Source organism: Paenibacillus sp. FSL R5-0908 (genome assembly GCF_038006245.1).
Classification (GTDB): Bacteria; Bacillota; Bacilli; order Paenibacillales; family Paenibacillaceae; genus Paenibacillus_AQ; species Paenibacillus_AQ odorifer.
Genome location: NZ_JBBOUV010000001.1, coordinates 6,047,225 through 6,072,053 on the forward strand (window position 1 = coordinate 6,047,225; position 24,829 = coordinate 6,072,053).

Here is a 24,829-nt window from a genome sequence, read left to right on the forward strand (position 1 = left end):
TTTACGGCATGTTCCGGTGCCTGGCTTCCCGTTACGATGGTAATAGATAGATTACTCTTTAAAAGGACGGAGATTTCCATGCACAGAGTGTTAAGCGACAAAAAAGCGATATTCTTACTCATCGCACCTGGACTGTTCCTATTTGCTTTTATGATCTGCATCCCTATCTTCATGAGCGCTTATTACGGTTCTACGGATTGGGGCGGAATCGGCAAATACAATTTCATCGGCTTTGATAACTACCGTGAAATTCTATTTCATGACAAAGTGTTCTGGAGATCGCTAGTCAATGCCCTGCTCCTGACCGCCGCCACTGTATTTTTACAACATCCCTTTGCCATTCTCATGGGGATATTCCTAACCAATTCCGGCAAATACGAAAAAATATTCCGGACGATCTTTTTTATCCCCGCTGTAATTTCTGTCGTCGTTACAGCCAAGCTGTGGACCGGAATTTTCCATCCAAACTACGGACTGCTCAATAAGCTGCTGAGCGGAGTTGGATTGGACGCACTAACGCATGATTGGCTCGGTGATCCAAAGACGGCCATCTGGTGCATCATCATTGTTGTTATGTGGCAAGGCTTTGGGTATGCACTGCTGCTGTATTATTCAGGTCTGCAAGGCATTCCGGAAGATTTAAGCGAAGCCGCAAGAATAGATGGCGCCAACAACTTTACCCTCTACACGCGTATCATCATTCCGCTGCTTTCGCCGATGATGCGGGTTGCCATCATCATCGCTGTCACCACCTGTCTTAAGCAAATGGAAACCGTATTCTTAATGACCAACGGTGGCCCTGCAAATAGCACACAGTTCCTAGGGAACTATCTGTACAAAACCGCCTTCTCATCATCGCTATACGGCTATGGTAATGCCATTTCGATTCTGTTTATTGTGTTCTGCCTGATCCTAACCGTTATCCTCAACAAGATTTTAAAGAAAGATATCGGAGAATTTTAAAGAAACCCTGTAACCGGAGGAAATCCTATGAATAATTCCTTATCGCCTGCCGCTTCACCCCCTAAGCTAAACCTTCACAAACAAGAACGCAGAAAGCCTACAACGGGCAAAATCCTAATGATGGTGTTCCTATGTATCATCGCGTTGATTCAGTTATTTCCGCTTATTTGGTTGATCGATTATTCCCTGCTCAAGAGCGGTGAGTTCTTTGGAAGCTCATTTCTGAAATGGCCCTCTCCACCCCAGTGGGAGAACTATCGAAACGCTTTTACCTACGGGCGTGTGCCACGATATTTTGCCAACAGTCTTATCATTACAGTGATAACTGTTATGCTCTCTGCGCTGGTGTCCCTGATGATGGGATATGCGTTTACCCGGATGAAATGGAAGCTAAGCGGCATCGTCCTCTCTCTAATCATGTTAGGCATGATCATTCCCATTCACGCCACATTGCTGCCAAACTTCATTCTGTTTAACAAGCTTGGGATGCTGAACAATATGTACACATTGATTTTGCCTTACTCAGCCATTGTCATCCCCATGAGTGTCCTGATTATGACCGGGTTCCTGGAGACCATCCCGCGGGCTATTGAAGAGTCCGCCGTTATTGATGGCAGTGGCATTTACGGGTTAATCTTCCGTATCATCCTGCCCATCACCAAACCGGCGCTGGCAACCATCTGTGTGCTCAACTTCATCAGCACGTGGAATGAATTCATTATGGCGAACACCTTCCTCACCTCGGAAGATCTTAAGACGATTCCCTTCTCCATTATGAAATTCACTGGTGAGTATTCATCCAACTATGGTGCACAGTTCGCGGTTATGACGATCATCGCTATCCCAACCATCCTGATCTACCTGCTCTTCACAGAACAGATGACCAAGGGAATTACCGCTGGCGCGGTTAAGGGGTAACACAATAAGCTTAATCCTAACAACATAAAAAGGCTAACAAGACAGGTCTCGTACCCGTCTTGTCAGCCTTTATTCATTCTTACTAATATCTCTTACGGTCGTTGCCAATCCTCCCTCAGCCATTCAACCAAGAGGAGCTCTGGCACATTCACTTTATTAACTTCGGCATAGTCTCTCACCCGTTCAAGCAAACGTCCCGCGGTTCCAGCACTAACCTCTAAACCATGTGCGTTCAGAACATGCATGACTCCCCCACTTCCGGAATGTTTACCTAACACAAAATGATGTGCTCTCCCCACCTCAGTGGGATCAAAGGTCTGGTAGGTGGCTGTTTCTTTCAACAAACCGTCAACATGTATCCCAGATTCATGTGTGAAGGCGAGTGATCCGACGATTGGTTTGGCATCGCCGACACTTCGGCCCGAGGCTGCGATCACCCTATCCGCCAGCCCTTTCAAACACTCTGGACGCACGCTGCTCTCCCCGCCATAAAGATAACGCCAAGCCATCACTACTTCTTCCATTGCTGCATTCCCGGTACGTTCACCAATCCCTGCTACCGTAGTGCTTGCCCAGACCGCACCCGCGGCAATACCGCTAAGTGTGTTTGCAGCTGCAAGACCAAAATCATTGTGGCAGTGTACCTCAAGCTCTACATCTGCAGGAACAGCACTAAGTAATGTGCTTACCCGCTCTGCCATTTGACCCGGATGATGAGCAGATACCGTATCTGCATAACGGAACCAACGAATGCCCTCTTTATATAATGTATTTACCAGTTCAACCAAGTACTCCATACTTGCCCTTGAAGAGTCCTCCATCCCCACCGACACAGTCATTCCTAGCCGTTGACCATATTCCGTCGCATGCAGCAATCTTGTCAGACCTTTGGCAGGTGTTAAACCTAGCTTACCTTGTAATTGAATTTCCGAGACAGGGATCGATACATGACTCCAGTTCACACCCGTCGCCCAAGCTTTGTCGATATCACTTTCCAAAGCCCGATTCCAAGTCATCATCTTCATAGGTAGACCTAAATCAGCGATAGCCGCAATATCTTCTTGCTCTTGCTTGCCCATGGCAGGAATTCCTACCTCTGCTTGCTCCACTCCGCATTCCGACAGCAACCTTGCGATTTCCAGCTTTTCTTCCCTCGTGAATGAAACTCCAGCCGCCTGTTCACCATCCCTAAGTGTCGTGTCACATAGCCTGAGACTTTTCACGGTTTACCTTCCTCTCCGCAGCAAGTGCAATTCGGATTACGGGTAATATGGACGCTGTAACAGGCGAAGTCGAGTGAATTGAAGCGATGCATTACGCCCGCATAAGTCGTCCCTACCCTTGTAACCCATTTTACGGCTTCCAACGCAGCCAGACAACCCGCAATTCCGGAGGTTGCTCCCAATACCGGAAAGCCAAACGGTTCCCATTCTGGATTCACATCCGGATAAAGACACTCTAAGCAAGGGGTTTCACCAGGTATAACCGTTGTTAGTGAAATCTCAAATCCATACATCGCCGCCTCTACCATTGGCGTGCCGGTTTCTACACATAGGCGGTTCAACATATATCTTTCCGGAAAATCATACCGTGCATCAATCACTATATCGGCTTGTTCTACCCAAGGTTTTGCCATATTGTATTCAATCTTCGAATTAAATCCTTCCATTTCAACATTTGGATTCAGACGTTTTAGCTGCTGGATTGCTGTGCTCATCCTTTCCATACCCAAATGATCACTGTCCATCAAAATCTGTCGATTTAAATCTGGAGGCACAATATTTCCTTCATGCGCCAAGATCAGCTTGCCGATTCCGGCAGCAGCTAAATAAAGTGCGGCAGTGCCTCCAAGCCCTCCAATTCCAGCAATCATCACTGTAGCTTCTTTTAGCGCTTTCTGCCCGCCTTCTCCAAGCAGCTTTAATTGGCGAGCGTATCGTTCCAGTTCGTTGCCGCCTACAAGCTGCTCCATTTTGCTCCCTCCCTGTAGCTGAGCTGCATCATTAGAATCTAACCCTCCAGACCCTCCGTTCCATAGAGAGCTGTCATTTCATTAAATTTATCCATAAAGGCCAACCCTTCTTCTACACAAGCAACGCCGTAGCGAATTACTTTCTCCTCAGAGGTAAAAGGAAACGGAAAACCTGCTCTCAAGCTTTTTAACACAAGAATAATCCGATCACTATATAAAAGAGCACGCCCAAATCCTTCCCCGTTTATTTCAGAAGAACTCTGGACCAGAACCCCACTTTTCTCCTCGACCACGCCCGCCACCGCCTGAAACAAGAGAGGAACCTGCAAACGGACCTTTGGAGTAACCGCGCAGTTAAAATCAGATTTGTTCTTGTCTTCAGGGGAAGCGAGAAACAATCGTTCAATCTTCTGCTGTGGTGGAAGAGAAGCATACCTTCCAAAAAAGTCTTCTGTATCAAGCAATTGACACAACCGGCGTATGAACATCTCTGCTATATCTTTATCCAGCTCTTTCTCCGTGGTTCGACTACGGCGTTTTAATACTGCCGCTTCCGGAGCAACCCGGCCCATTAATGCAGCACGCTCATTAGCTATGGGATCCATCTACACTCGCCCCTTCCGCTTCATTTTCAGCATGTAATACCTTGGCTAGCCACATCGGTGGTTTGCCCTGTAGCATTTCAACAAGCCGCTTCACTTGCTCATCGATAGGACTGCCTGGTGGAACCTTTACCGGCATAATTTTACGACGTGTGACTCTTGCCGCTGCTGAGGCTCCAATCTGCATGATGAATATTAGCGTGCAATCCTCTACCACCTCCAGACGACTCTCTATTTTGCCCGCTTCATCCTGATTGAGAATCGTTGGCAGTTTACGAAGACCTATAAGCTCCCCGCCACTTTTGGTAACTTTATAAATGGCGAACATCGGACTCTGCCCAAAATGGGCATTCACTCTAATTCCATCCTCTGTAGCGAATGCTACTTTCACGATGTTCCTCCTCCCTTCGCATTAACAGATTCGCCGCTTTATTCGTCCACTCCATCGCTCCCCGATACCCTACAGAGGTGGCCATATAAGCACCAAGCTCATTCCAAACGGGAAATCCAGCCGCCATAAATGCTGCATCTAACCGCGCCGCTCCATTTATCCCATGTGAGTTACCGATCCATAAATCTGCACCTTTACCCAAAAACTCAACATCATCCAGATCACCGACCCATACCTCTCGTTCCATCTCAACCACCAAAGGAGTTTCATAGGAAGTGACCAGAGCCTTTTGCTCCACCCCCAGCTCTTCAAGCCAAGAAGATACGGTATACAAATGATCTGGCTCCAGCGCAACAAGTGCAGACATCCCCGCAAATTGAAAATGAGCATCCAGCATGCTATCCAATAAATTCTCCCGTTGCCAGCAATAACGAAGCTGTACCGGCTCCCCGCTAATTTGATGCAGGAATTGCAAAATATCATCCGTTGCTTTAAGCCCCATAGCACTCTCGAATACTTTGTAGGGAGTTCCCAGCGCATTATGCAGTCTTCTAGCTGGACGCTCCATACTTCCGCCGATGGCAATGGTTAGACCCGAATGCAAGCTTTGCAGCATCGAATCTAGAGGCACCCCACCTCTTGTTAGCGGTGAAAATCCTGTCAGCAGATGCCCAGACAAAGAGGTCGATATATCAGGTACAGCGATTACCTCAAAACCGAAGGAGGATATCATTTCTTTCAGCTCCATCACATCACCCGGCGTCAGAAACGATCCCGGCAAAAGGGTAATCTGACGTGAATTCACACTCCTTGAACCCCGATGGCCTACCTGCTGAATCATCTCATCAAGCAGCGCCTCCACGGTAGAGCTGAACCCCGATTCCAATGAACCACGAAAGTCTGGTAAGGTGACGGAAAAAGCAAGCCCACCCCGCATGTTCCGCTCCCTTTTATAGGTCTTGAGCATGGATTGATAGTCCACTCCAGCCACATCCGTCAGCTCAGTCCCAATAATGCCTATAATGTCTGGTCGGTGTTTACTGAGTATGGTATTTAGAGCTTCCTCTAAATTACGATTCGCATCAAAGATTACATCCATCTCCTGCAAAGCAGAGGTCTGTACGGCTATAGGCTCGCGAAAATGCCGGGTAAGCAGCGCCTTCGGAAATGCGGAGCAACCTTGCGCACCATGCACAATAGGCAATGCCTTGTAGCAACCCTGAAATGCCAGTACGGAACCAAGGGATTGACCTATTTTCATTGGATTAACCGAAGTCGGTTTACTCCTTTTGTTAACGGTCATAGGAAGTTTCCCCCTTATCCCAGGGAGCGGCACTGGCAGCCAGCTTCCAGATTGGATTAGCAAGAGAATACGTCAGCTCCTTAGCCAGCCTTAGTAAACCTTCGTAACCAGCATAGGCCTTGTGTCTTTCTTGATTAATATCAATAAACGGAATCTGCTCTTTCATTGCCACATACATATTCCGTCCGCCAGCAATCATAATATCTGCCTTACGATCCCGGACGGTTTTGATAATTCGGCTTGCCCCGCCCTCCGGGATATATTCGGTGTCATCACCAACACGATCCGCTATACGCCGTACATCATCTTCCGTGCTTTTGTTCGTGCCTACACCTACCACCTGAACGCCTAACTCCTTCAGTGCGGAAATAATCGACCAGCTTTTTACTCCACCCGTATAGAGAACTGCTTTCTTTCCTTTAAGCAGCTTGCGGTAGGGCCGCAGCTCCTGAATCAGTCTGCTTTCCTCTCGTTCCGTCAACCGATCCACACGCCGCTCCATCTCACGGTCATTCAGCAAATAAGCCATTTGACGTAAGGAATAAGTTGTCTCCTTGGCCCCATAGAAGGAGCCTTCGAAATAGGGAATGTGGTATCTTGCCTCCATTTCTTTTGCCAGACCTAACAATGCACGGCTGCACACAACCATATTCACTTTTGCATGATGTGCCCATGTAATTTCCTTATATCTTGCATCCCCTGTAATTCTGGACATTAGCGTAATTCCAACACTCTTCATTAATTTCTCGATATCCCACATTTCACCCGCGATATTGTACTCTCCAATCAAATTCACACCTAAAGGAATCTCAATCTCTGGTTCACCTGTGCCAATGACATATTGTAGCAGCGCTTCACCAGCCAGCCGATTTCCAAGATTCTTACTGCCTACGAATCCGGGACTGTTCACGGGGATCACAGGAAGCCCCAATCTGCCTGCCGCTTCCTTGCATACCGCATCCAAATCCTCGCCAATCAATGCTGTCACACAGGTCGCATATACAAATATTGCCGGAGGCATAAAGCGCCCGGCAATATAGTCAATGCTATCTTTCAGTTTCTTTTCTCCGCCAAAAATAATGTCGTTATCGTTGAGATCTGTAGTAAATCCGTATTGTGAAAGTGATGGCCCGCTTGACAAAGCCCCTCTACTTTCCCAGCTATTCCCGGCACAAGCAGCCGGACCATGGACGAGATGCGCAGCATCCATGATCGGCAGCAGCGTGATTTGGGCTCCGTCGAAGGAGCAGCCCCCAGCCGCTTCGCCCGGCTTGGGGCGTGGACATGGCTTCGATTTCGGAGTTAAGCTCCCGCAAGCTTGCGCGTCGAATACATCGTTTCTGATGGACTCCATCGTACCACCTCCCGTAACTGAATACTCCTTACTCTTAAAATGCTCAATTATTCAGTGTCACTACGATAAATATTGGACTAACGAACAAGATCGTGGTTGAAGCCAGATGAATCCTCATCCAACCCCTGCAGGATTGTATTTACTATAGTAGTTAACAAGTTCAAGGCACCTTGATAACCGATAATTGGATATCGATGCAGATGATGGCGGTCAAAGACAGGGAAGCCTACACGGATCAAAGGAACGTTGGCATCTTTGGCAGCAAATTTAAGATGAGAGCTTCCAATGGCCAGATCTACAGGATCATCAACCAGCAGAGAGCGCATATGCCATAAATCATTTCCGATATGAACTGTCGTTTCTGCCCCGTAGGGGCTGGCAGCAAGCAGAGCTTTCGCTTCTTCTTTAAATCCGTTTTCCCCATTGGAGCACACAATATGAATAGGCTCTATACCGACTTCCAGACAGAATTCAATCAGGCCGATCAGCAAATCCGGATCACCAACTAAAGCCACTCGTTTGCCATGCAGATAAGGGTGGCTATCGAGCAAAGCATCTACTACCCGGCCACGTTCTTCCACAAGCTCAGGCGGAATGGGCAATCCCGTTAATTCACTAATAGACTCTATTAACCGATCTGTCGCATGAATGCCCAGCGGAGTCGACATCGCAACGGTCTGTTGTTTCCATGTGCTGCTGATGTAATCCAATGTTTTTTTGACAGAATATTTCTGAAGTGAAAGAGTGCCCAACGCATTAGCTGCCTTCGGCACATCCGCCAGCTTCGTTCCCCCATAATAATAGGAATATTCACCTGTAGCCGGGGAATCAAAATTGCCGCTGTGGTCACCAAGGAAGGTGTAGCCTGTATCAAACGCGGCAAGGATTTTTCGAATTTCCGCAAAATTCCCCGTATAAGGCTCAAACCCTAAAATGACATTCAGCTTCTCTCCAGTTCCCTCTCCACTGCCAGGGGTAGCTTCAATCCCAGAGCGGATGAACAAGGTACTAAGGATGGACTTTAACATGGAATCGTAGCCTGTAATATGTGATCCCGAAAAACTTGGCGTGTTGGCGTAGGGCACTGGAATTTCGTTCGAAATTGCACCCTTCTGGCGGGCATTGGATATAAAAGCCTGCAGATCATCCCCTATAACCTCAGCCATACATGTAGTAGAAACAGCTATCATCTCTGGCTTATAGAGCGCCACACTATTTTCAAGACCATCAATAAGATTGTTCATCCCTCCGAACACCGCACCATCTTCTGTCATAGAGGAAGAAACCGCGGGGGTCGGCTCTTTGAAATGACGGCTTAAATGACTACGAAAATACGCAGTGCAGCCTTGAGAGCCATGTATAAACGGCAGAGTTTTCTCGAATCCCAGCGCAGCCATCAAGGCTCCTAGAGGCTGGCATGCTTTATGAGGATTAACTACCAGTGAGGTGCGGGCAAAATTCTTATCCTTATATTCAGACGACTTCGAGTAGGCTAATGCTTCTGCTGTCTCTTGCTCACTGCAGGGTGCCTCGAATGCTTTTTTTCCTTCGCGTTGCTTCACATAGGGTTCAGTTTGAAATAATGTATTGTAATCTGGAATCTCCAGTTTATCCTTCATACGCCCGCCTCCTTTTTAGGGAGTGATCCTGTTTTCCCTGAATTAATCAAGCTCCACACTGGGCTGTTAATGGTCATGTCCATGTCCTTAGCAAAAATCTTAAACCCATCATAGCCATGGTAAGGACCACTATAATCCCAGGAGTGCATTTGCCGGAAAGGAATACCCATCTTGTGATACACATATTTCTCCTTCACACCCGAGCCCATCAGATCAATATCAAGTCTTTGCGCAAGCTCTTCCAGCTCGTAAGCGGTTGGATCATCGTAGATAATAGTGCCTTCCGGAAGTTCAGGAAATGTCTTCTCGTAATCATCCTTGTGAGCGAACTCATAACCTGTGCCCACTACCTCCATCCCCAGATCCTCGTAAGCCCCCAGTGTATGGCGGGCACGTAATCCGCCTACCAGCAGCATGACCTTTTTACCTTCCAGCCGGGGTTTGAATTTAGAGATAATCGCCTCCATTTGTGGCGTGTATTTAGCGATGACCTTCTCGCAGTTTTCCTGAATATACTCATCAAACCTTGCGGCGATGGCTCGAAGGCTTTCAGCGGTTTTGGTCGGCCCGAAAAAGTTGTATTCCAGCCAAGGAATCCCATATGCTTTCTCCATCGTCGTTACCATATAGTTCATGGAGCGATGACAGTGAATCAAATTGAGCTTCGCCTTATGCGCGATCGCCAATTCATTGATGGTTCCATCCCCAGACCACTGCGCAATAACACGCAGACCCATTTCCTCCAGTAAAATGCGTGAAGCCCAAGCGTCTCCACCGATGTTATAATCTCCGATAATATTAATATCGTAAGGACCACATTCCGCAAGCTCCTTCTTTCCCATCAGAAAATCACGGATCGCATCGTTAGCAATATGATGACCCAAGGATTGGCTAACCCCACGGAACCCTTCACAACGAACGGGAATGATCGGGAGACCTAGCTCGATAGACATTTTTTTGGACACCGCTTCAATATCGTCTCCGATTAGCCCCACAGGACACTCTGATTGGATCGAAATTCCTTTAGCCAGTGGGAACATTTCTTTAATTTCACGGCAAATGACTTCAAGCTTCTTGTCACCGCCAAATACAATATCTGTCTCCTGAAAATCACTCGTCACTTGCATAGCCGTAAAATTATCAATCCCCAGTGTTCCGTTGGCATAATTCCGTCTTGTTCCCCAGCTATATTGCCCACAACCTACAGGACCATGGCTGATATGCACCATATCCTTGATCGGGCCCCAGACCACACCCTTCGAACCGGCATAAGCACATCCTCTTTGGGTCATAACCCCCGGACGGGACTTCATATTCGATTTGATGGCGCATTTGCCACAGTTTATTAACTCTTCATTATTGATTTCAAAATGCTTCTGACGATCCTTTCGTGCCTTTTCCGGATAAGCCTCAAGAATCTCTTCGAGCATCTTTTGGTTATCTTCGATATTAAGCCCCATTCTGAACCCTCCTCATCCCATAGAATGATCCGGTGAACAGCCTTCTCTCCACTCCTGTTCACCGGACGAACCTAATTATTGGCCAGATGCCTTCAGCTTTTTCAGCGCCGTCTCTTCATCCTCAATCACACCAAATTCCATGAGTAAATCCTCCAGCTCTTCCATAGAAATCGGAGTCGGGATTGTCATCATATTGTTATTCAGGATCTTTTCTGCCAAAATCTCATATTCTCTCGCTTGCTGATGATGAGGATTATATTGGGCTACAGTCATTCTTCGCAGCTCTGCATGCTGAACCACATTATTCCGCGGGACAAAATGGATCATTTGTGTATTCAAACGGCGTGCCAGCTCCATAATGAGCTCATCCTCACGGTCCGTATTACGACTGTTGCAGATCAGACCGCCCAATCTTACGCCACCGCTGTTGGCATACTTTAGAATTCCGCGCGCAATATTATTGGCCGCATACATAGCCATCATTTCCCCGGAGCATACGATATAAATTTCCTGTGCTTTATTCTCACGGATCGGCATTGCAAATCCACCACATACCACATCACCAAGTACGTCATAGGATACAAAATCCAATCCTTCATAAGCCCCTTGCTGCTCCAAAAAATTAATAGCTGTAATAATCCCGCGGCCGGCACAACCCACACCCGGTTCAGGTCCACCACACTCCACATTAAGAATGTCGCCATATCCCAACTGAACTACATCCTCGAGCTCCAAATCCTCAACCGTTCCTCTTTCTGCTGCCAATTGGAGCACTGAATTCTGAGCTTTCGTGTTCAAAATCAGCCGTGTGGAGTCCGCTTTAGGATCACAGCCTACGATCATTGTTTTTTGACCAAATTTAGTGGCGAGCTGCGCCAAAGTGTTCTGCGAAGTTGTGGATTTACCGATACCGCCCTTACCGTAAAAAGCTATTTGTCTCATCATTCATCATCCCTTCGAAATCGATATATTTTCAAAATAAGAGCTGATCTTCACACTTTCGAGAATCGCATCCTGTATTTCACCTTTACGCACCAGAGGCAATACTCCGGCTTTATTTAAGCTGGCGCGAGGGACATCGCCAATACCAGAGCAGAGCAATATTTGACAGTCCTGTAATATAGAAATAATTTCTTGTAGCGTGGTATTCTTATCCCCATTACAATCCGCTTTACCGTGGCAATAGGCCTGAATCTTTCGGACACCTAGCAGCTTCACGCTTACTCCATCTGTTTCATAAACCATGAACTCTGTCACGTGGCCAAAATGTTGATTGACCTTATCCCCACCACGCGTAGCAACAGCGACTTTGGTGGTGTGCTGCCCTTGCTGGAAAGAGTTTTGCCTTAGCTCTTTGGCTTTGACACGCTGACGGATTTTGGCATCAAGTTCACGTTGAAAAAGCGCTCTAGCTTGCTCATTTATAACTGGATTTGCATCCATCTTTTCTAATATAAAATCCTGATTACGATCCTGACCCAGCAGCCCAATGGCATCAGCACGGCATTGCCGACAATGGCGCATGACCTTCATCCCTTCGCGCCCAAGCACTTCCTGCAGGTTGTGCAGTTCTTTAGGACGCGGCGCCTTGCGCCCATCCCGTTCATACTGACTTCCCGGTGCGATAATTAAAGGCGTCACATTATGCAGAGTTGCCCCAAGCGCTTTAACTGTTCGCGATACTTCAGGGAGATGATGATCATTGACCCCTGGAATCATAACGGAATTAACTTTAACAAGAACGCCTTGCTGTGCCAGCAGCTCCAAACCTTGAAGCTGGCGGCTGATCAGCAGCTCCGCTGCTTCTTGTCCTTCGTACCGGATCCCTTCGTCAACAACCCATGGATAAATTTCACGGCCCACATTGGGATCAATGGCATTGATGGTGATCGTGACATGACGGATACCTAGCGCTAGTATGGCATCTACATGCCTGTAAAGGGTCAATCCATTAGTACTCAGGCAAAGAGTAACATCAGGGACCTGCCGCTTGACTCGTTCGAACGTGTCAAAGGTTCGTTCTGGATTCGCCAGCGGATCACCCGGACCTGCAATCCCAACTACCGACAATTGCATCAGCTGTGCGGCTACACCTTTCACTTTTCTTTCAGCTTGCTCTGGAGTTAGCACTTCACTAACTACACCAGGCCTGCTTTCATTCACACAATCGAATTTTCGGTTGCAGTAATTACATTGGATGTTACAGGCGGGAGCAACCGGGATGTGCATCCTAGCAAAAAAACGATGAGCTTCCTCGCTGTAGCAGGGATGGCGGCTGAGCTCCTCCTCTGCTTCAATGGATAACCTCGATGACGTCTGCGGCATTTCCCCACCTCCTAAAAGTTTTATGCAGCATGAACTTCTAGTACTTCTTCGCAGTAAAACTCACTTTAATAGAACAGATAATGTAACTTTAGTTAACACAAATCTTGCTTGATTGCTTTGATTAGTTTCATCATATTTTCATCAACCAACCTCGTCAATTGAGTTTTTCCTTTTTAAGTCCTGTTTTTCCTTATGTTTGCAGTTTCGTCATATTAAATGTTAGTTTATATGACCTATATGTATCATGTTTCCGTTTCCATTTTTATTCAATCTCTGTTGATTCCCGTCATCATGTCATGTTTCTGGCCATTTTAATGATTCTTAAAAGATAGAATCCATTTATTTCTGCAACTTTTATTGACAATGACTTTCATCTCGTATATGATCTCTTTAGGCAAGAACACATTGAATAATCTTAAAAATTTAATATATCCCGTAAAGGGGAGTAGCTGTTAAATAAAGTCGTCAATACGAGAATATGAGGATATTCTCCGGCTTTATTGGCAATTCACATTGTTAGCGAGACCTTTACCAATCAGGTTAGACCTTTATTCCAAAGGCTAATCTGTTTGGTAAAGGTCTTTTTTATATAAATTTGGTTAAAATGGTAGGGTAGATATCTTTTGGTAGATATTTGCATTCAAAAAGGGAGGACAACAGTAATGGATTGGGGATTATTATTAGAGTACGGTTGGGTATTGCTTGTTCTGGTAGCACTAGAGGGACTACTCGCCGCAGATAACGCATTGGTATTGGCAATTATGGTTAAGCACCTTCCTGATGAGGAAAGAAAAAAAGCGTTGTTTTACGGATTAGCGGGGGCGTTCGTGTTCCGATTCGGTTCGCTATTTGTCATCTCCTATCTGGTCGATATCTGGCAAGTACAAGCCATCGGCGCGATTTATTTATTATTTATCGCGGGTAATCATATTTTCCGAAAACTGTTGTTTAAGAAGCCCGTCACAGATGAAGCTGCTGAAAGCGGCACTGACGGTGCGGTCAATAAAAAGAAATCCAGCTTTTGGTTTACTGTTCTGAAGGTAGAAGTCGCTGACATCGCCTTCGCGGTCGATTCCATCCTAGCCGCAGTTGCACTCGCGGTTGCTCTTCCTGCAAGTGGTCTTCCAAAAATCGGGGGTCTCGATGGCGGACAATTCCTCGTCATCTTTGCCGGTGGATTTATCGGTCTGGTCATTATGCGTTTCGCAGCTTCCTTCTTCGTTAAGCTGCTGCATTCCCGTCCAGGGCTTGAAATTGCAGCCTTCTTTATCGTAGGTTGGGTGGGTGTTAAGCTCTCAGTCATTACATTGGCGCACCCTTCACTTGGTGTTCTGTCCGAAGATTTCGCCCATAGTACCTGGTGGAAAGCCACCTTCTACGTTGTGCTCGTACTCATCGCTGTAATCGGCTGGTTTATGAGTAGCCACAAGGTTGAAGAGAATGTTGGCGAGAATCCGGTTAGAGAAGTAGACAAACAACTCGGTAAATAATCGTTAAAATACAGCCACAAACAATACCCCGAAAGATGCACCTTCTGAACAGGTGTCCGTCTTTCGGGGTATTGTTATTTATCCTCGTTTTTGCTCTCGATATTCCTGCGGCGTACAGCCAACGGTTTTTTTGAAGAATCGAAAAAAATAGTGCTGATCACTAAACCCGAGCTGGCCGGAGATCTCGTGCATTTTTAGAGCAGTTCCAAGCAGCAGCTCCTTACTCAGCTCCACTTTTTTCTCCAGAATATAATCAGAAATCCCCTTCCCTGTCGTTCTTTTATACCAGCGTGACAGATAGGACGGATTAAGTGAGACTTCCTGCGCAATCCGGGTTAAGGACAAATCATCGGCCAAATGGGATTTAATATATTGGTGGATCATGGACAGGATATTCGATTCATCATGTTTATAGGTTGCGCTTCTGTTCGAGATAATCCATTCAAAAAACGTGTGATAAAAAGAGATGACATCCGACCAGTGTGTGTTGATATTAAAATATAACATACGTGATAAATTCATACCGCTATGGGCTTTTTCCGTTAAACCTAACTCTTGTAAAGTCTGCAGCAGGGTATTACTGATCCCCGACATTAATCTTAATCTCAAAAAAGGATCCTCCGGCCCACCTTCCCCCGAGATCTCCACCCATTTGCGAAAAGATGTGCCCCAATCGAGATCACCCTCAAGCAGCCGTTGTTTTAAATAGTCGAGCAGCAGTTCCGCTGTTGCATTTCGGTTATGCATAGAACCTGGACTTGGGCTCACTTCCTTGGTATTTATCCTCAGCAGCTTTTCCATCCCAAGTCCGGGGCTATCAAAAATGGCTAATCGTAAACGGTTCAAGGCATAGTTCAGCTCATGCCAATGCACTTCCTGATCACTGGCGATGATAGACACAGATAGTTGCAGACATTTGCCACAGGCTTGCTGAACGGATTCCATTGTTCCGTGGACGAAGCGGAGCGTTTTTAACCAAAGCTCTTCTTCCCTGATTGAGGGCACACTTTCACTTTTAGGCTGAACAAAACAAGCTATCGTTCCCGGATCCAGATCCACAGCCTTAACTTCAACCTTGTCGCTGAGCAGCTCCTCCGCAATATTGGCTACCGCATAACGAATTAAACTCCGGTCTGAAGCCGTTTCATAATTCCGCCAAGCCTCCATCCGCAGAATAATAGGCAGGACGGGTCCATCCGCTTTGAACGGGAGCTGAATGGCGTCAAATTCAACCTGTAAGCTCTGCCGGTCTATCCGTTCGGTGCGTCTTAGAATATCGTGTAATAACTGCTGCTGTAACTGGGGCAGAGCACGCGGGAGCTTATCGCGAAGCCACTGGCTTTTATAGAAATAATCCTCTTCTGAAGATATTTTCTCCAAAGTCAGCTCCACAGTGGCACGAATTTTATCCATCCCCTCTGTCTTCAATAAATAGTCGACTACACAAGGATTTCGGATCGCCTGATGGGCAAAATCGAATTCATTATGTCCTGTCAGCAGAATTACTTTACAACGCGGCCAGCGGTCGACAATTTCCTGAATCAACGCCATCCCATCCATACCTGGCATACAGATGTCACTAAGCACAATATCTATTTTTACGGTATTAAGCCAGTCTATGGCATGATCCGCTGAATGAACCTTTATGATCTCCAAATCTTTAAAATCTGCCTTTACAAAAAATTCGTACAGCCCATCCAAAATATTAGGCTCATCATCAACTATCATCATTCGTTGCATCCTGCACGTCCCCTTTAAGCGGTAAATTGACTCTTACACAAAGTCCGCCCAAACAACTTCTCTCTGCCTGCAAGCCATAAGGGGAACCAAATTTGATCCTCAATCTCTGATTCACATTTAATAAACCCGTGATTTCCCCCTGAATGGCATTCTGCTCGGAGAACTGGCGCTGCAAAAGATTTAACTTGTCCTCACTAAGTGAGTCACCGTTATCTTCTATTATAATAGTCAGCGTATGCTCAACTTTTTCATAACTCATTTTTAATAGGCCATTGCTGCTTTTTTGCTTAAGCCCATGCTCGAATACATTTTCAATGATGGGCTGCAGGAGAACCCGCGGGACTTTGATGTCCCGGCAATCCGCTGCAATCTCATCCACTTCAGCTCTAATTCTCGCGCCAAAACGAATCCGCTGTATAGCCAGATAGACCAAAGCATGCTCCTGCTCTTGCTGCAAAGTAACCTCCTGGGCGGAATCCCGGGTCATGTACCGAAAATATTGCCCTAAATAATCGGAGAACTCCTTGATCAGCTCAACATTTTCCACCTCAGCCATCTGTTTTATGCTAAATAGGCTGTTATAGAGAAAATGAGGGGTGATCTGCGATTGTAAATGTTTAAGCTCCGCTTCCCCTGTCCGGATACGCTGCACGTAGTTCTCATCAATTAACGTATTCAGATGCTTAAGCATCTCATTGAAACGAGAATACAGATACCCAAACTCATCTCTGCGGGAGTGAGTAATAAAGATCCCCGTCTGCCCTTGCTCCGCTTTCTTAAATCCTCTGATAAGAATAGACATCGGGCGATGAATCATCCTGTACGTCCATAAAGAGAACAAGATAATGATCACTATCGAGACAACGAACAACAACCATAGCAGCAATGAGTAGACATGAATCGGCTTCATGAGCACCGTGTTGGGAATATTTGCGGTCAGCCTAAAGTTATTGCTGTGATCGTAGAGCGAATAGTAAAAAGAATTATCAAAACGATACCGCTGCACACTTACAGTCTCTTCACTATTTAGCGGTTTTTCTATGGGGAACAACCTGGGCTCTTGGTCAGAAGTTGATATCACATAATCGTTATTGCCGAAGGCTAAGGTAATATCGCTCCCCCCTGATACCGCAAATTCTTTCAAACGCAACTCAAGCTCAGGTGAGGAAAGCTTCACTCCCAGCAAAAAATTAGGTGAAAGATTGCGATCCAGATTATAGGGATTACTGCGCAGTAAATATAACTCGTCTTCGTATTTAGATAAAGCACCCTTCAGATTGCCCATAGTGGCCAGCAGACTTTGCCATTCCTCGTTGGTGACATCCCTAACCCCCACCGCAGCGCTAACCCGCTTATTAATTTCCGGTACATAATACACAACATCACTAATATAAGGACTGGTTTCTTTGATTTGTTTTAGCTTGGTGTATATATTGTTCAGATTAGAATCCACTTCGTACCGGCTCATAATTGGAATACGGGTACTGAAGGTAGCCAGCGTTTCATCCTGAGAGTACTCCGTGACTAAGCCCGTTATCCGTTGCAGCTCAAATTCAAGATGGCTATAGTAAAAATGAACCTTCGATTCGTTCGCCCTCTCCACTTCAGCTTGCATTTGGTTGGAGCTATAGTAGGTAATAGATATACTCAGCGCACAGAGTGGAAGCATGACCAATAGGAAAGCTCCGATCAGCTTGATCACAATGGAATCGGGGTTCCACCCGATGGAGAATGATTTCATTGGAATTTTCCCCCTCTTCTATCGAATAATAATAAAGAAGGAGCCATGTTCAGGCTCCTTCTTATATTTAGGTCCAGTCCAGTTTACCCCTTTACACTACCCACGACTAGTCCATGCACAAAATATCTTTGCAGGAACGGATAAATCGCCAGGATCGGAATGATAGACAAGAAGATCTGGGAGGCTTGCGTTGTACGGTCTGAGATTTGATTTAATAACGCAGCTTGTTCAAAAGTAATATTTTCAGTCTGGATCGATACCTGCTGAAGTATGGATTGTAAATAGGTGGCCAGCGGATAATGTTCCGGGCTTCTCATATAAATCATACCATCGAACCATGCATTCCAGTGACCCACCAAAGCGAACAACGTAATGGTCGCAATACTTGGCATAGATACCGGCAGATACACACTCCATAACGTGCGTAAGTGTCCCGCGCCATCCATCCATGCGGCTTCCTCCAATTCTTTTGGCAAACCTCTGAAGAAATTGAGCATAAGCAGAACATTAAAGATCGGCACCGCGCCCGGTATAACAAGCGCCCAGATGCTATCCAGCAGCCCCATTTCTTTTACAATTAAATAGCCAGGAATCAGACCCCCACTGAAGAGCATCGTGAACACAAAAATCCAGGCGTACACGGTCCGTGAGCGGAAGGACGTTGCCTCTTTAGACAGCGGATAAGCTACTAGAATCGTAAACAACAGGTTAACGGATACGCCAAGCACTACCCGGAGCAGACTAGTTCCGAAGGAATGAATGAACTGGTTGTTCTGAAGGATATATTTATAGGAAGAAAGTGTGAAATCCACAGGCCAGAAGGTTACGCTACCCGCGTTAACAGCTGCGCTGGAGCTAAAGGAGATCGCCAGAATGTTCACGATCGGAAAAAGACAAAACACTGCGAGCAAAGTCAGAAATACATAATTGCAGCGGAGAAACCAACGATAAGCAGTTGAAGTATGGTGCATTTAGTCCACTCCTTTCTCTCTAAAAAATCCGATATTTAGCAAAACGATACGCCAGATAATAACCCAGCCCGATAAATACGAAGGAAACTACAGATTTTATCAATCCTAATGCGGTCGATACAGAGTACTGAGCATCCTGTAGACCAATTCGGTAAATCATCGTGTCCAAAATATCACCTGATTCATACACTAGCGGATTGTACAGGTTGAACACTTGGTCAAATCCCCCGTTCAGGACGTTGCCAAGACTGAGTGTAAGCATCAGGATCATAATCGGGCGAATGCCCGGAAGCGTAATATGCCACGTCTGCTTCCATCTTCCGGCACCATCGATTACAGCAGCTTCATAAAGGGAGGAGTCAATGCTGGTTAAAGCCGCCAAATAAATGATCGTCCCGAATCCAAACTCCTTCCATTGATCTGTGATCACTAGTACGTATGGGAACCAGCTATTGTCGGCTAGAAATTGAATAGGCTGCATGCCTAATGCTTTTAAAAGCATGTTGACAATCCCGCTGCTCGGAGACAGTACATCTACGATAATCCCGCCCAAGATAACCCATGAGAAAAAGTGCGGCATATAAATAATCGTCTGAATCGAACGTTTGAAGCCGTTTACACGAACCTCATTAAGCAATAAAGCCGCTATAACTGGCACGGTCAGCCCAGCAATAATTTTCATGACGGAGATAAATACAGTATTCCATACGACCTGACCAAAACCGGGAAGCTCAAACAAATAACGAAAGTTTTCGAGCCCTGTCCAGTTCATATTCTTAAACCCTGAAATCGGGGAAAAATTCTGGAAGGCAATTACAAGGCCAGCCATCGGAATATAACTAAAAATAATGATCACTATTAAGGCAGGTAAAATCATTAAATGGAGCGGAATATTACGTAGAAATTGCTTAGTATTAAAGTGCATATGCTTTCTCCTCCTTGTATCTCAATTATAGAGCAGCCCCAAATTGCCTTAATAGTGTAGCGTATTGACTTTAAGTATCTTTTGTTGACCTGGTTATCGAACCGAATAGCTGCTCAGCCAAAAAAAGAACTGCCCGTTTGTCATTATCATGACTAGGGGCAGTCCTCTTCTGCGTCGTTTTTACTAGTTTGCTTTTACGATATCATTTACTTCTTTCGTAATTTGATCTCCACCGAGCTTTTTCCAGTTGGCTACGAATTTGTCGAATTCATCGATAGGAAGACTTCCGTAAATGATTTTGACAAAGGTCTCTGCACGCAGTTTATCCAAGGTAGCCGCTTTGCTGTTCATCGTTTTGGTTGGGGCATAAATGAACTCATTCATCAACACCAAGTCATTGTCGCGGTAGTGTTTGATAACCGATTGTGAGCTAAGCGGTCCAAAGATCCGTTCCATATGCCATTTATCAAGATCTCCACCGCGGTAGCTTTGAATATCATCATAGAATAATTTAGCTTCAAGGCCCATGTTTGAGGTATCCCCCGATTCAAGGGCTTTTTCCACTTCATCCTGTGCCTTTACATTTTTGTTCGGTGGCAGGTTGGATACAACCGCATTTTGGAAGCCCAGACCTGTGTCCCCGTTCAAATATTTTGCCCGTTCCGTTTTAGCGGACTCCCCAAACATTTTCTCTGCTTGGAAGTTAAGCAGCTTGATCAATGCCTCTGGATGTTCGTAGCCCTTACGGACCGCGAATACGCCGCCAATTGTTAGATGGTTTTGGGTTTTGGCAGGTTGGTCATCAATAGATTGTACTGGATAAGGCACCCAGTTAACATTTTGATCCTTTTTAATCATGTCCTTTACTTGGAAAGGGGCCCATTGCGGCAAAAATAACATACCGGATTTACCAGCATTCACATCCTCCATCGCTTTGGCAAAGTCTTTTACCCCAAACTCTGGATCAATGACTCCTTCTTTATACAATCTTTGCAGCTCCGCAAGTCCAGCCTTTACCTCCGGTTGAATCGTACCATTCACAACCTCGCCATCGGCGTTTTTGATCCAAGTTTCCAGGTAAGCATGATACCCGAGTAGAAACGCATTGATTGGCAAGTCCTTGTTCAACGAAATGCCGTAAGTATCCTGTTTGCCATTTTCGTCTGGATCTTTAAATGTAAAGTCTTCTGCAATCTTAATAATATCCTGCATGGATGTTGGCTCTGCCAGATTCAGCTTGTCCATCCAGTCTTTTCGAATCCATATCATATCAGAGGAATCCAGCGAACCCGGGAAGCTTACCATCGCCATCAGTTTTCCATCTTTCGTAACCGGCTTTAGCCCTGCTCCGTCCTCTTCTGCGTAATATTCTTTGACAAGATCCGAAGCATATTTATCAAATACCCCGGTCAAATCCTCCAACATGCCAGCTTCATAAAGCTGCTCGAATTGCACCGTGGACACCTTTAACAAATCAGGTAAATCCCCGCTCGCCAAGGTAACGTTCATTTTATCGTTATAGTTGGCATCAGCCACAATCCAGTCATAGGACACTTTAATCCCAAGTTCTTCCTCGTATCCTCTGGTCCAGATGTTATTGGAATGTGTATCGCCCTGCGCCAGCGTCTCTTTGCCTGTTTCGTTCATCGTGGAGCGAAGTTTGATCGGCGGATCATATTTGGTTAAAGGGCCGCCTTCCATTTCCGTTTGCGCACTAGTGTTTCCCTCTGCGGAACTACTACTGTTTCCACTATTATTGCTGGAGCAACCACTGAAAACTAATGATAAAACTATGGCCGATGCCATTAAAGGCAAGCCTTTAATCTTTCTTTTCATCTATTAAACCTCCCTTATTTTCTATATCCTAATTGTAAGAAGAAAGCGTTAACACAGCGAGTGTGAACCGTTTACATTCGGTATCTTTTCTTTACCTATTCATGTTCGCCTAACAAAGCTCCGCTTTAGGGTCACTCTGATTATCATAATACTGTGAGTTTGTAAGTGTCTATGTATTGGTAATTAATTACACAAAAAAGAGGCTGATCCTTATGCTAACCCTTAAGAATCTTAGCCATCAAGATTACCTATATAGTGAGCCGGCGGTACATAGTGTAGGAGGTATGGACTGAGGATTGCGTTGAGGATTGCCCTGAGGATAAATTCAGCGTTGAATTCAGCGTTGAATTCAGCATTGAATTACGCGGCATTACACGGCATTACGCGTTTAATTGTATTTAGTACACTTATAATGCATCAAATCACTCGGCCAAAGAATATAAGTGTATTTCGTACACTTATATTCTTGCTTTTCTCGCCGATAGGTGAATTCTCTAGTTTTTAGTTGCAGAGAATGCAATTAAAGATACACATTCACCTTTTGCATAAGAAATAACTGTATAGAATGCAGTTATTTCGCGGATTCCAGCAAGAATCGGCGCACAAAAAAAATGCTGGGTGGAGACCGAAAACTGCATCTGCCAAATAGAGATGCTTTAGTCAATCCGCCGCGCTGCAAACTAAAAAACCAGGCAGCGATTCTCCAATCGTCGGAGAATCGCTGCCTGGCTGTCTTTTTAACACTTATTGACCTATGATCTGATCGGTCTTTCCTTGCAGCTCCACTAGCTTCATGATCACCGAAGCCGCCAGCGCTTTTGTTACATTCTGCTGCGGATTAAACTTGCCGTTGTCATCCTTTAAGAGTCCCAATTTCACAACAAGAGCCACGGCCCCCTTGTTGTTTATAGCTGAGCTATCACTAAACTGACTTACAGTCACATCTTTATCAAGATAAGCTGTGAGTTTATTGTATTTCAAGAAATTAGCCAGATGAACAGCAAGCTGTTCCCGGGTTAACTTACTCTCTACTTGCAGGCCTTCATCCTTATTGATCCATTTACGATCAGCTGCAAAAATAACTGCATCATAATATGAATTCTCTGGCTTCACGCCTGCCACAGTTTTTCGTTCATTATTATTATAATAATTGCTGAACATCGGACTAGAAGCTTTAGCAATATAGGTTAACCAATCACCGACAGTTATTTCTTGATCCGGGTTCACTTTGCCATCGGCATCCGGTGTAATCACATGGTGGTTTACCAATTCTGATAATTCCCGCTCTGCTGCATGGCCTTTGATATCCGTTGCAGATAGTTGAGCATCCTGCTGACCGAGGTAATCATACACCGCAACCCATTTTCCAGTGGCTGCATCCAAAACCTGATTCAATCCATTAGATTCATCAAAGGTTGTATCATATACCAGCTTCACCTTCGGTGGGACATAGTTACTATAAGTATTGTATCCGCCAACCTGAGTATACTTCAGTTTAGTCTGATATTTAGGTTTATAACTTTCGAGCGCTTCTTTCTTGGAAATTGTTGCATCAGGCGATAATGTGATTCCATCGATACCGCTTATCCGATTCCCCATGTAAGAAGTCAGTCTGCCGTAAAGATCCAAGCTTACCGTAATGGTGCTGCCACTCACAGGAATTCCTTGATGATATCTAATAAACTGGTATCCATATCCTGATCCGTCTGAATTCAAACTCGAATTATCCCCGGATTCTACCAGCTTTAGCTTCTGGCTCGCCTGAGGATATAGACTATTAATTATACTAAGCGCTTTCACCTTCGCTTCAGCCTCACTAAGCTTCTTACCTCCAGCAGGTGCCGGCTCTTCCTTTTTCTTATCCTGAATAGCACCATAAGCTTGAACCTGGTACTGCAATACTTCACCGGTCTTTGCATCGATCTCGGCAGAGGATTGTTCTGGAAAGCCAGCACCAATGTAACGATCATTTCCATTACTGCCCCAGTATAGCTGCCAGATTTTTCGATCTGAATCCTGATAGTCATTTCTCAAGGTTTGCGAGATCAATTTACGATCAGCTGGGATATAAGCAACCTTCTCTACAAGCTGTGCTGCTTCTTTTGCAGTAAGCTCTGTACTAGAACTTCTTGCCTGAAAAACATCCTTACTCTTCGCTACTTCTGAATACACGACTGAGGTGGATACGGATTCTTTTCCTTCATAATCTATCCGCTTGCCTGTTAATGCATCGATAGGATATAGAGACTGATCTATTGGACGCCAGCCTAGAATCCAGTTGTTAGGTTTTCCGTTCTTATAAATAGGAATGTAAAATAGGCCCACATCGAACTGTTCCGCAAATTGCTTCTGTGCTTGCTCCAAGGTAATCTTGGGCTGTGCAGACGGGTACTCAAGCCCTTGAGAAGACTTAGAGAATTGCGTTACATTTCCGTTACCATCCACAACTATGTTAATGCTGTCCGAACCAGAAGGAATACCATTCTTCAGAATACTGAAGTTATATCCATATTGAACAGGACCGAATAATGATTCCGAAAAATAACTATAACCAACATTCTCATTTAATTGCAGCTCACTGCTCTTAACCGATGAGGCTGCCTTAGCCACAAAAGTCTTGGCGATCTCCAATGCCTGAGTCTGCGATACTTTCGGTGGATAATACGATTCGTTCTTCTCCTGGGAGAAAGAGAGATAGGTGTTGATGATATCACCATTAATGGCGTCTACCTCACTGCTAAAACCATATCCTATATTCCCTTCTTGAACCTGCCACTGAATATGCCAGATCATTTGATTTGCTGGAGCTGGGTAGCTTTGGTTAGATCCCAGTTGAACATTGTTTACAGTTGCATCTTTTAGGGATGGGAATAGTTCTTTTAACTTTGCAATGGCTTGCTCCTGCGTGAATTTTACTTTTGCAGGATCAGCCTCAGAGTTCGTAGTCGTAGCTGGAGCCGCTGATTGCGTACTAACCTGCGTTACGGAAGTGTTGCTGCTAACAGATATAGAATCGGCTGCGGCTAAGCCAGGGGGTAAGAGTAACGCGAGTGCAACGGAAGTGATTAATACCGTTTTAGCTGTTTGATGAACAAAAAGAGTACTATTGCTTTTCAAAAGAATTCATCCTCCTCTAACACGTGATTCATATTATTATACAGATTTTTTCTTGTATTTTCCATAATTATTTAACGACAGGAAATTACGACATTTTTGTGA

19 protein-coding genes are annotated in these 24,829 nt (G+C 45.3%); 3 read left to right on the top strand and 16 right to left on the bottom strand.

Annotation, left to right across the window (positions count from 1 at the left end; translation table 11 throughout):
• The first annotated feature begins 78 nt into the window (after positions 1-78).
• Together MKZ09_RS27465 and MKZ09_RS27470 are read left to right on the top strand one after the other, a co-directional pair.
• Positions 79-963: a carbohydrate ABC transporter permease gene (locus tag MKZ09_RS27465; protein WP_036679565.1), complete on the top strand. Its 885-nt coding sequence runs from the start codon at positions 79-81 to the stop codon at positions 961-963.
• A 27-nt stretch (positions 964-990) separates the two neighbouring features.
• A complete protein-coding gene (locus tag MKZ09_RS27470) occupies positions 991-1,881 on the top strand; it encodes a carbohydrate ABC transporter permease (protein WP_036679567.1) in 891 nt (296 codons plus the stop codon).
• A 92-nt stretch (positions 1,882-1,973) separates the two neighbouring features.
• Here MKZ09_RS27470 and MKZ09_RS27475 read toward each other — a convergent pair whose 3' ends face one another.
• The 10 genes from MKZ09_RS27475 to nifB all read right to left on the bottom strand — a co-directional run bounded on the left by MKZ09_RS27475 (position 1,974) and on the right by nifB (position 12,907).
• Positions 1,974-3,104 carry a homocitrate synthase/isopropylmalate synthase family protein gene (locus MKZ09_RS27475; RefSeq protein ID WP_076207064.1) on the bottom strand — a complete coding sequence of 377 codons (1,131 nt, stop codon included), beginning with the start codon at positions 3,102-3,104 and terminating at the stop codon, positions 1,974-1,976.
• Positions 3,101-3,853, bottom strand: coding sequence for a HesA/MoeB/ThiF family protein (locus MKZ09_RS27480; protein ID WP_076207062.1), 753 nt, complete (start codon positions 3,851-3,853; stop codon positions 3,101-3,103). The genes MKZ09_RS27475 and MKZ09_RS27480 overlap by 4 nt, the downstream gene beginning before the upstream one ends.
• Positions 3,854-3,891: 38 nt before the next feature.
• Positions 3,892-4,458, bottom strand: coding sequence for a DUF269 domain-containing protein (locus tag MKZ09_RS27485; RefSeq protein ID WP_076207060.1), 567 nt, complete (start codon positions 4,456-4,458; stop codon positions 3,892-3,894).
• Positions 4,442-4,846 (bottom strand): NifB/NifX family molybdenum-iron cluster-binding protein, encoded by a 405-nt coding sequence (locus tag MKZ09_RS27490; protein WP_076138145.1) that lies wholly within the window; start codon positions 4,844-4,846, stop codon positions 4,442-4,444. Before MKZ09_RS27490 ends, MKZ09_RS27485 begins: the two co-directional genes overlap by 17 nt.
• Positions 4,812-6,149: a nitrogenase iron-molybdenum cofactor biosynthesis protein NifN gene (gene nifN, locus MKZ09_RS27495; protein ID WP_076138143.1), complete on the bottom strand. Its 1,338-nt coding sequence runs from the start codon at positions 6,147-6,149 to the stop codon at positions 4,812-4,814. Before nifN ends, MKZ09_RS27490 begins: the two co-directional genes overlap by 35 nt.
• Complete coding sequence (gene nifE, locus MKZ09_RS27500; protein WP_076138141.1) at positions 6,139-7,503, bottom strand: nitrogenase iron-molybdenum cofactor biosynthesis protein NifE; 1,365 nt, start codon at positions 7,501-7,503, stop codon at positions 6,139-6,141. Before nifE ends, nifN begins: the two co-directional genes overlap by 11 nt.
• Positions 7,504-7,580: 77 nt before the next feature.
• Entirely contained in the window at positions 7,581-9,122 is a 1,542-nt protein-coding gene (nifK, locus tag MKZ09_RS27505) for a nitrogenase molybdenum-iron protein subunit beta (protein WP_076138139.1), read from the bottom strand.
• Complete coding sequence (gene nifD, locus MKZ09_RS27510; RefSeq protein ID WP_076138138.1) at positions 9,119-10,582, bottom strand: nitrogenase molybdenum-iron protein alpha chain; 1,464 nt, start codon at positions 10,580-10,582, stop codon at positions 9,119-9,121. Before nifD ends, nifK begins: the two co-directional genes overlap by 4 nt.
• A gap of 75 nt (positions 10,583-10,657) precedes the next feature.
• Positions 10,658-11,527 (bottom strand): nitrogenase iron protein, encoded by an 870-nt coding sequence (gene nifH / locus MKZ09_RS27515; RefSeq protein ID WP_235219430.1) that lies wholly within the window; start codon positions 11,525-11,527, stop codon positions 10,658-10,660.
• Positions 11,528-11,530: 3 nt separating this feature from the next.
• On the bottom strand, positions 11,531-12,907 hold the full coding sequence (gene nifB, locus MKZ09_RS27520; protein WP_076138135.1) for a nitrogenase cofactor biosynthesis protein NifB: 1,377 nt from the start codon (positions 12,905-12,907) through the stop codon (positions 11,531-11,533).
• Between the two features lie 662 nt (positions 12,908-13,569).
• Here nifB and MKZ09_RS27525 point away from each other — a divergent pair.
• The gene (locus tag MKZ09_RS27525) at positions 13,570-14,397 is read left to right on the top strand and encodes a TerC family protein (protein WP_036679597.1); all 828 of its coding nucleotides are present in this window, start codon (positions 13,570-13,572) and stop codon (positions 14,395-14,397) included.
• Positions 14,398-14,475: 78 nt separating this feature from the next.
• On the opposite strand, the gene MKZ09_RS27530 is transcribed toward MKZ09_RS27525, so the two are convergent.
• From MKZ09_RS27530 to MKZ09_RS27555, 6 genes are all read right to left on the bottom strand, one after another.
• Entirely contained in the window at positions 14,476-16,128 is a 1,653-nt protein-coding gene (locus MKZ09_RS27530; RefSeq protein ID WP_256719260.1) for a response regulator transcription factor, read from the bottom strand.
• A complete protein-coding gene (locus MKZ09_RS27535; protein WP_076207058.1) occupies positions 16,115-17,878 on the bottom strand; it encodes a sensor histidine kinase in 1,764 nt (587 codons plus the stop codon). The genes MKZ09_RS27530 and MKZ09_RS27535 overlap by 14 nt, the downstream gene beginning before the upstream one ends.
• 83 nt (positions 17,879-17,961) lie before the next feature.
• On the bottom strand, positions 17,962-18,849 hold the full coding sequence (locus tag MKZ09_RS27540) for a carbohydrate ABC transporter permease (protein ID WP_076207056.1): 888 nt from the start codon (positions 18,847-18,849) through the stop codon (positions 17,962-17,964).
• A 19-nt stretch (positions 18,850-18,868) separates the two neighbouring features.
• Positions 18,869-19,774, bottom strand: a complete 906-nt coding sequence (locus MKZ09_RS27545) for an ABC transporter permease (protein ID WP_036679607.1) — start codon at positions 19,772-19,774, stop codon at positions 18,869-18,871.
• A gap of 183 nt (positions 19,775-19,957) precedes the next feature.
• Entirely contained in the window at positions 19,958-21,610 is a 1,653-nt protein-coding gene (locus tag MKZ09_RS27550; RefSeq protein WP_076207054.1) for an extracellular solute-binding protein, read from the bottom strand.
• A gap of 744 nt (positions 21,611-22,354) precedes the next feature.
• Positions 22,355-24,727 carry a YcdB/YcdC domain-containing protein gene (locus MKZ09_RS27555; RefSeq protein ID WP_076207052.1) on the bottom strand — a complete coding sequence of 791 codons (2,373 nt, stop codon included), beginning with the start codon at positions 24,725-24,727 and terminating at the stop codon, positions 22,355-22,357.
• Between the last annotated feature and the right edge of the window lie 102 nt (positions 24,728-24,829).